The organism is Roseibium litorale (assembly GCF_014842915.1).
Classification (GTDB): Bacteria; Pseudomonadota; Alphaproteobacteria; order Rhizobiales; family Stappiaceae; genus Roseibium; species Roseibium litorale.
In genome coordinates, this window is sequence record NZ_JACYXI010000021.1 from 42249 (window position 1) to 51129 (window position 8881).

Consider the following 8881-nt stretch of genomic DNA (forward strand, 5'->3'; position numbering starts at 1 on the left):
CCGGAAACTCAACCGTGAAAACAAAAGTAGGCGACAGATCTTAATAAGTTCTGCCGCCCATCGCTGCTTTTCTGAAACTCAAGTAAGCAATTAATACTACAACTCAGGCAATTAATCGCACAGACTGACGCAGTATATCATTGATTGCGACTTGTCAGTGACGGAAGTGACGCATGCCCGTGAGGACCATGGCCAGACCAGCTTCATCAGCCGCCGCAATCACCTCGTCATCCCGCATGGAGCCACCCGGCTGGATGACAGCCGTAGCGCCCGCTTCCGCGGCAGACAACAGACCATCCGCGAAGGGGAAGAACGCATCTGAGGCCACAACGCAGCCCTTGGTCAGCGCTTCGCTAAGACCAGCTGTTTCGGTCGCATCCAGCGCCTTGCGGGCTGCGATGCGGGCGGAATCCACGCGGCTCATCTGGCCTGCGCCAACGCCAACCGTTGCGCCGTCCTTGGCATAGACGATGGCATTGGACTTGACGTGCTTGGCAACGCGGAAAGCAAACTTGAGGTCGCTGAGCTCCTGAGCCGTCGGCGCACGCTTGGTGACAACCTTGAGATCCAGATCATCAACGACACCATTGTCGCGGTTCTGAACCAGAAGGCCGCCGGCAACCGACTTGACGAAGAGGCCCTTGGCGCGCGGATCGGCAAGACCGCCGGTCAGCAGCAGGCGCAAGTTCTTCTTGGCAGCGATGATCTCGCGGGCAGCGTCATCCGCATCCGGTGCAATGATCACTTCCGTGAAGATCTTGACGATTTCCTCGGCAGCAGCCGCGTCCAGCTTCTGGTTCAGGGCAACAATGCCACCAAAAGCCGACACAGGGTCACAACGCAGGGCCAGCTCATAAGCGTCCTTGAGCGTCTTGCCTTCAGCCACCCCGCAAGGGTTGGCATGCTTGATGATGGCAACGGCTGCGGTGCGGGCCGGATCGAACTCGCTCACCAGCTCGAAAGCTGCATCGGTGTCGTTGATGTTGTTGTAGGACAGGGTCTTGCCCTGGATCTGCTTGGCCGTCGCCACGCCCGGACGAACCTCGCCGGTCTTGTAGAAGCCCGCGGACTGATGCGGGTTTTCGCCGTAGCGCATGACTTCGGCGAGCTTGCCGCCAACAGCACGATAAGCTGGCGTGGCTTCGTCCAGCTGATCGGCCAGCCAGTTGGAAACCGCAGCGTCATAAGCGGCGGTGCGGGCAAAGGCCTTCAGCGCCAGCTTCTTGCGCAGTTCGATCGGAGACCGGCCGTTGTTCTTGTCCAGCTCGTCGATGACCAGATCATAGTCCGCCGGGTCGGTCACCACGGTCACATAGGCGTGGTTCTTGGCGGCAGCGCGGGTCATGGCCGGGCCGCCAATGTCGATGTTCTCGACGCCGGTTGCATAATCGGCGCCCTTTGCCACCACATCCTCGAACGGATAGAGATTGCCGCAGAAGAGGTCGATGCCGGTGATGCCGTGCTCGCTCATGGCGGCCTGATGGTCCGCATCGTCACGGATCGACAGCAGACCGCCGTGAACCGCCGGATGCAGGGTCTTCACCCGGCCATCCATGATTTCCGGAAAGCCGGTGACTTCCGAGATGTCCATCACCGCAAGGCCCGCATCCTTCAACGCCTTGTAGGAACCGCCGGTGGAGACCAGCTCGACGCCGCGCTCTGCAAGAGCCTTGGCGAAGTCAATCAGGCCGGTCTTGTCGAAGACGGAGAGAAGAGCCCGCTTGACGGGAACGAGCGGCGGAACAGGAACGCTCTTGGACACAATGGCCATCTGGGAATGCCTCACGATTTGGAAGGTCCGGAAACTGGCGCCGCCCTATCACGAAAGAAGAGCAAGGGAAAGGTCTCAACGGCCTCCCTGCCGATCAGTAAGGTCGGAGACTCCCTCTGACGGTACGCCGTTCCAACGACATTTCTGCAGCTTTTCCTGCCTGCTCACCGTAACAGATAGGCATGAGCGGAACCGGCGCCGGTTGAGCGAGCACCTTGCTCGATCTGAATTTTCCCATCCAGGCTCAATTTGTTTAAAACAATAGACAATTTCCGCCCAACGAGAACCCCGCTTCCATTCAGGTGCAGGTTCCGGCTCGGGAGATAGAGAAGGCCCTCGACATTCATCATTCCATCGAGATTGTAGCTGCTCCAGGCCTCGCGCCTTAATCCGGGAGCCTCGACAAGGGCAAGATCCTTGTAGGGGCCTGACACAGGAGCCGTCAGATCGAGCTTCGAGCTGCCCTGTACGGTCAGAAAGGCTGAGTCCTTGTCGGCCAGGTAAATCGTCACCTCGTGTGCGACGACTTTCTGGTTGTTGAATGTTATCCGAGATCCATTAGAGAGAAGGTACAGACCAGATCCCATGGTTACATTGTACACTGACCCGTTAAAGTTGAAGCCTGCCTTGTTGAAAACATAGGTTCCGCTGCCGAATTCAACTGCCGCTGAGTTGAGAGAAAGTCCTGCCTTGAAGACATAGTTCCCTGGTAAGAATCTGACCAGGCGCACATGCCCGTTGATGTTCGGCCACCAGCAATAGGTCCCCGGCTTAAAAACCATTTCTTCACGCCGTTCGTCGGGAAAGTCTGATTTTTGCATACAGCGGCTTTCCGATACAACACCCGGCGAAAGCACTGGTACGGCGTTTTTGAACGGATCCGCCATCGCGTCGCAATGCTCTTCCCATTCGGCCCGCCAAGGACGTGCATTTCCTCCAAGTTTACCTGCAACGCACATGTGTTTTGTTGTGATATTCCGGGAGTCTACCCATGTCGCAGGGTTACCTGTTGCCCGGACATGCATTTCACAATTCGGCATCGAAATAATCCCGCTGCCGTTTGCCTTGAACCCTTGTTGGTCACGTTCGTCGGTCACGAGAATGCAAGCTTCGGAAGTCGAGATTCCGACCGCGGACCGAACGCTGACGGGAAGCGTTTGCACGCCGAAGATCTGCAGGAAACTGCTGCGGATTTCCGTTTTCGCAGTACCCGTCAGCTCTCCTGGCTGCTCTTGGAAGCCGCTGGTGATCTCCACATTTTCAGAGCTCGAGAAAACACCCTTGAAGAACTGAGCGGCGGCAGCTTCCTTGTCGCCTTCGCTGACAGCCCCTGCAAGCACTGCGGAATCCAAAGCGCTTTGAATTTTGTCACGCAAAGAAACGCCTCTGGCGAAATCAACCCCGGCTCCGGCACAACACACAACGACCGCGCCCAAAAGTGCGAAAATCATCGTGACATTTCCGTTGCGGCATCGCGAGAACCTTCCCGACAAGTTGGTAATCTTCGCAGGAAAGTTTGATGCACACCTCATATCACCTCCAATGATCGTATTTGACGCAAGGTACAATTATTAATACTTACCCGGCGAAGGGCTTTTCATTGCTAAATGAGGTGAAATTATTAATAAATATATAAATTCGAAATCAATCTAAGATGATTACGTAGAGTAATGCACTGGAAGGTTGAATACTTTTCCGTCACACCCAATATTCATAAAGTCATAGTTACAATTTTATCGAAAATTGCTGTCACTCCGCAGGAGCTGCGCTCCAGCAGGTGTTCAGGAAAGAGGAGTTTATAGGGAGTCTGCCCGGCAACGAGAGACCTCTCATCGCGAAAAGGCAGATGGAGCGATCAGGGGCGCTGGGGAAATGAGCAGCCCCGCTTTCAAAGGAAGTAAATCAAACCGGTCGGCCACGCGTCAGCTTAATCAAAGCTGAAGCCATGCTCCGTGGTGCCGCCGTCATCTTCTGGCATCTCGAACTGGAACTCTTCTACGGGCTCCTCGACACCTGCGGGAATAGCACGGCGGGTGAGCTTGGCGCTTGCAGTGCGGCGGAACTGCCAGGAGACGGTCTGGTTCTCACGCGCATGGCCGTAGATGACCATCTGCATGGTCTTGCGGTGGCCGTAGACGTCCGAGAGATAGATGGATTCTTCCAGAGCCAGCTCAGACCCGGGGGCATCAAATTCCCAGGCTTCGCCGTCACGGCAGACCAGCAGAACCGCCGTGCCGCCGCGCAGAAAACTGCTTTTGATGGCTGGATGAAGATGGAACCGGACCGCGTAATAGCCTTCACGGCCAGGATTGCGCTGGAGGACAAAACTGTCGATCCCGTCGAGCACCGTGCCGTCCGAACTCAACCGCAGATCACGGGCATGCACGAGACCGAAATTGGCCACATAGCCATCATGGGACGCGCTGACACGGGTTCCGAAATCATCGTCGTTGCGCTCCACCGGCACAACCTCCGGACCGGAGATCACTGGCGTCCCCAGCCAGCGGGTAAAGGGACGTTCGGTCAGGAAGCGGCAAGAGGATGTTTCCTCGATCGTCGCCGTGGAATGGGCAGGCGTGGACCGGCTGACGCGGCGCCAGGCCTCGTTGGAGCGTCCCGAGACACCGCAATTGACGACAATCCGGTTCAAGCCGGAGGAAAACTCGAAAGACAGACAGCCGGCATGGGCATTGCCGCTGACCGCCAGCGCGGGCGGCTTGCCGGTGTCCACCAGTACGACCGACTTGCCGCCGGTGAGCCGCTGGTAGCCGGTATGCGGCGCGTTGCCGGGGGCCGCTCCACGGGCGTCGTCATAGGCCATGATAGTGGCGACGAGATCGTTCGGCGTGGAGCCCATGCCGTTGAAATGGGCGAAAGCCCCGTCTCCATGACGGAAGAAGCGCATCATCGGCATCATCCGGTCGACGGAGAGCATCATGGTTTCCGGCAGTTCCAGCCCTTGCGCGATGAAGGCCTGCCGGACGGGCAGAAGATCGGCAAGGATCTCGATGATCGCACGGGGATTGCGGGAAATATGGCCGCCATCGGTGAGGATCTGGCGCATCAGCTCCTGATCCAGCCGCCGGATGCTCTGGCGCGCATAGCGCCCCTGCCCGGCCATGGAGACACATGCCGCCGCGATGGCAAGTGCGGCCTGCAGCCGCTCGACACCGTCCTGGGTCTCGTTGATCGTCTTGCGCAGAAAGCGGACCTGACGGGCAAGGGACTTCAGAAACCGGCTGTAGAAGTCGTGATCGCCGTCCTCGAGAATGAACGGCGAATGGGCAAGCCAGGACATCACCCGCCGGGTGACCACCGGCACATCCCAGCCGATGGGATGCCGTCTGCCGCAGATCCTCATCCAGTCGTCGACCAGCGCGCGGGCATTCTGGCCCGCGATCCGGCTGTCTGCAGCCCTTAAATCCCGGAGCCAGGCAAAACCATGCAACTCCCGCTGCCAGTCCGGATGGGTGCCGCCAATCTCGAACGGGCTGTCGCCATGGGTTTCCACCAGATGGCCGGAAAACAGGAAGCGTCCGCCGTAGATATCAGCGGCATTGGTCTGGTCAGCGGTTCTCAGATCCTGAGGCGCAATCAGCAAACGCGACGGCGCGCCCGGCTGCGGGCGCAGCCGGAATAGCGGGCCCCCATGGACCCACTTCAGCGTCTGTTGCCAGGCATGGCCAGCCAGCAGGCGCCAGATACGGCCCTGTTCTGCAAAGGCTCCCATGGTCAAAGCACCATTCCGCCGCGTGGACGCGCTACCCGAAATATGAGTGTTTTCCTTCACCACAAGCCCGGAACCGGGCTGTTAAGGTTAGCAAATTCTTTCCAGAATAGTCTCAACAACAGTTTATGTGCCGTTAAAGACGGCGGATCCTTGCTGCGAAAAAGCCATCCAGGCCGGTTTCTACCCCATCGATTGTGGCCGCATGGCACGGCAGGGTGCGCAGATAGCCTTCCGGCGTGACCACCGCCTCAAGCCCGCCAACCTCTTCCGGAAGCACGGGAACCAGCTCGAAGCCCGGTTGATCGGTCAGGAAGGATGCGATCTGGTCTTCGCCCTCGGCCCGCTCCATCGAACAGGTGCAATAGACCAGCGTTCCGCCCGGCTGCAGCCACCCGGCAACACGGCGCAGGAGAACGGACTGGACCTCGGAGAGCACGCCAACGTCATAAGCCTGCTTGATCCATGGCACGTCCGGATGACGGCGGATGGTGCCGGTTGCGCTACAGGGCGCGTCCAGCAAGATCGCATCGAAGGGGGCTGAGGGCTCCCACTCGCGCAGGTCCGAGGCGATCACCTCTGCCTCCAGCCCGAGACGGGCGAGATTCTCGGTCACGCGCTTCAAACGGCTTTGGGAGATATCGACGGCGGTCACTTTCGCGCCCGCTGCAGCAAGCTGAGCGGTCTTGCCGCCGGGAGCAGCGCAAAGATCGGCCGCCCGTTTGCCGGAAAGGTCTCCCAAGAGACGGGCAGGCATGGAAGCGGCGGCATCCTGAACCCACCAGTTCCCTTGCGCGAAGCCTTCCAACGCATCGACAGCGCCCTTGCGGTGAAGACGTACGGACCCGGCGCCGACGACAACTCCGCCCAGACGCTCAGCCCAGCCCGCAGGATCATCCTTGACGGTCAAGTCCAGCGCGGCTTCGTTCTGATGCGCACCAGCGATCGCAAGCGCGACGTCCTCACCATAGGCGGCCGTCCAGCTATCCAGAAGCCAGCCAGGCGTATTCAGACGGTTCCCGTCCAGGTCTCCCGTCACATCTTCCCGCTCACGGCCAAGGCGCCGCAAAACGCCATTGACGAGCCCCTTATACGGCACGGCGCGGCGGTCAACACTGGCATGATCCACCGCCAGAGACACAGCTGCGCGATCCGGAATGTCGAGATAGAGCATCTGCGCCATGGCGACATGAAGGATGTCGGTTACCCGGCCGGTCTTTTCAGGAATGCGCCGGTCCAGCAGGCGGTCCAGCAGCTCGTTCAGCTCGCCCCGGTGGCGCAAGCAAGCGCCGAGAATGGCGCGGACCAGGCCCTTGTCATTGGCAGCAAGTTCCCGGAACCCGGAATGGCCGGAATTCGCGTCCAGCTCGCCGTCGAGAGGACGGCGCTTGTGAACCACGTTGCCAAGTATATCCGCAGCCACCTTGCGGGCGAGAAAGCCCGGTTTGTCCTTCATCAGCGGGCGTTCCTGTCCGCCTTCAGCTTGCGGACCGGTTCCCGGCTTCTTCGGACGCCCCTTGGAGGGCAGGTGGGGACGCGACGGTTTGGCCAAGGCTGGACTCCGTGGATGCTCAGATTTCTTGAGGGGGCGAAGAGAAAAAGCGAGCGCCGCAGACCGATATGGTCAGCGGCGCGTTTAACGGACAGTTTAGATGGCACCGGCCTGAGGGAAAAGCGATTTCTCCCGCACCGGTTCCGGGGCCTTCTCAGGCTGCGGCTCTTACCCCCATGGCCCGCGTGGCCGACGAGGCTCATCGCCTGCATCATTGCGGGGCCTCTCGCGCCGCGCGCCTCCCCAAGGGCCAGACGGAGCAGGCCCGCTGGCGGACTGGCCATAAGGCGCACTGCGGTAGGAGCTCGCCGCAGCCGTTGCCTGCGGACGGTAACCACCACCACTGCCCAGACCGGATTGAGCCAGTTTCTGCAATTCGGCAATGCGGTTGGCGGTTGCCGGGTGGGTGGAAAAGAGATTGTCCATCCGCTCACCGGATAGCGGGTTCATGATGAACATATGCGCAGTTGCCGGGTTCGCTTCGGCATCCGGATTGCGAATATGCTCAACGCCGCCGGCAATCTTGTTCAACGCGGAGGCCAGCCACATCGGTTCGCCGCAGATCTGCGCGCCCATGCGGTCGGCGGCATATTCGCGGGTCCGGGAAATGGCCATCTGCACCAGCATTGCCGCCAGCGGCGCCACGATCATGGCGACCAGAACACCAACGAAGCCGAAGGGATTGTTGTTGTCCCGATTGCCACCAAAGAAAAAGGCAAAGTTGCCGAGCATGGAAATGGCACCGGCGATGGTCGCCGTGATGGTCATGATCAAGGTGTCGTGGTTCTTGATATGCGCCAGTTCGTGCGCCATCACGCCCGCCACCTCTTCCTCGCTCAGCATGTTGAGCAGGCCAGTGGTGGCTGCCACCGCAGCATTTTCCGGGTTCCGGCCCGTCGCAAAGGCGTTCGGCTGCGGATTGTTGATGATATAGACCTTGGGCATCGGCAGGCCCGCATTGGCGGAGAGCTGGCGGATCATGTGAAACAGCTCCGGCGCGGTGCGCTCGTCAGCTTCCTGCGCATGATGCATGCGCAGGACCATCTTGTCCGAGTTCCAGTAGCTGAAGACGTTCATGCCGGCGGCAATCAGCAGTGCGATCATCATGCCGCCCTGGCCGCCGATCATATAGCCAATCCCCATGAACAGCGCGGTCATGGCCGCAAGCAGCATGGCTGTACGCAAATAGTTCATCTCGGGCCGTCCACCAGTCCTTTTGCAATTCGGGATGAGGCTCTGTATAGCCTCTGTCAGACAGAAATGGGGTGGTTGCGCCAGCGCTTCAAGCTTTCCGCGCCTCAAGACCGCCCCTCAGATCCAAGCGGGAGCCAGACCCATGGCCGGTGACAACAGCAACACCCCGGATCAACCGCAGGCGTCCAACGTGGTCGCCTTCAAGGTGGCAGCAGACGCGCCCTCTCTGGCGGTGGAAGTCAAGGAAGCGCCCAAGCGCCGGTTTGAAGACCTTCCGCCCGCCGCCCAGCGCGCCCTGAAGGAAGCCGAAGCCCGCCGAGCGGAGATTGACGCCCGCCAGGAGACCCTGCCTGCTGAAGTTAATGGCCGGGGCGGGCTGGAGCCAACCCGCTATGACGACTGGGAAATCAAAGGCCTGACCTCGGATTTTTGAGCGGCGGGCCAGCCTCTGAACGTTTTGCTTTCCGGAAAACTTGCTCCGTTCGTCATCAACTCTGTTTTGCGATGTCATCTCTGATTCTGGCATTGAGGATGACGATGATCTTGCGCATGAGAGCCGAGATGGCAACGATTGGCTTTTTGCCGTTCTGTATAAGCCGTTGATAGAACGCCTTTAATGGACCATTTGCCCGGCTCG

6 protein-coding genes and 1 pseudogene are annotated in these 8881 nt (G+C 59.6%); 1 reads left to right on the forward strand and 6 read right to left on the reverse strand.

Annotation, left to right across the window (positions count from 1 at the left end; genetic code table 11):
* Window positions 1-154: 154 nt before the first annotated feature.
* From purH to htpX, 5 genes are all read right to left on the reverse strand, one after another.
* Window positions 155-1771 carry a bifunctional phosphoribosylaminoimidazolecarboxamide formyltransferase/IMP cyclohydrolase gene (purH, locus tag IG616_RS21595; protein WP_192150837.1) on the reverse strand — a complete coding sequence of 539 codons (1617 nt, stop codon included), beginning with the start codon at window positions 1769-1771 and terminating at the stop codon, window positions 155-157.
* A gap of 164 nt (window positions 1772-1935) precedes the next feature.
* On the reverse strand, window positions 1936-3222 hold the full coding sequence (locus IG616_RS21600; RefSeq protein WP_192150827.1) for a Tad domain-containing protein: 1287 nt from the start codon (window positions 3220-3222) through the stop codon (window positions 1936-1938).
* Window positions 3223-3698: 476 nt separating this feature from the next.
* Window positions 3699-5501, reverse strand: coding sequence for a heparinase II/III family protein (locus IG616_RS21605; protein ID WP_209007989.1), 1803 nt, complete (start codon window positions 5499-5501; stop codon window positions 3699-3701).
* A gap of 133 nt (window positions 5502-5634) precedes the next feature.
* Window positions 5635-7050 (reverse strand): RsmB/NOP family class I SAM-dependent RNA methyltransferase, encoded by a 1416-nt coding sequence (locus IG616_RS21610; protein ID WP_246476357.1) that lies wholly within the window; start codon window positions 7048-7050, stop codon window positions 5635-5637.
* 168 nt (window positions 7051-7218) lie between these two features.
* A complete protein-coding gene (htpX, locus tag IG616_RS21615) occupies window positions 7219-8244 on the reverse strand; it encodes a zinc metalloprotease HtpX (RefSeq protein WP_192150831.1) in 1026 nt (341 codons plus the stop codon).
* Window positions 8245-8386: 142 nt separating this feature from the next.
* Between htpX and IG616_RS21620 the strand changes: the two genes are divergently transcribed.
* The gene (locus IG616_RS21620; protein ID WP_192150833.1) at window positions 8387-8677 is read left to right on the forward strand and encodes a DUF1674 domain-containing protein; all 291 of its coding nucleotides are present in this window, start codon (window positions 8387-8389) and stop codon (window positions 8675-8677) included.
* A 55-nt stretch (window positions 8678-8732) separates the two neighbouring features.
* Here IG616_RS21620 and IG616_RS23235 read toward each other — a convergent pair.
* Window positions 8733-8881: pseudogene (locus IG616_RS23235) on the reverse strand (IS110 family transposase); the annotation flags it as partial.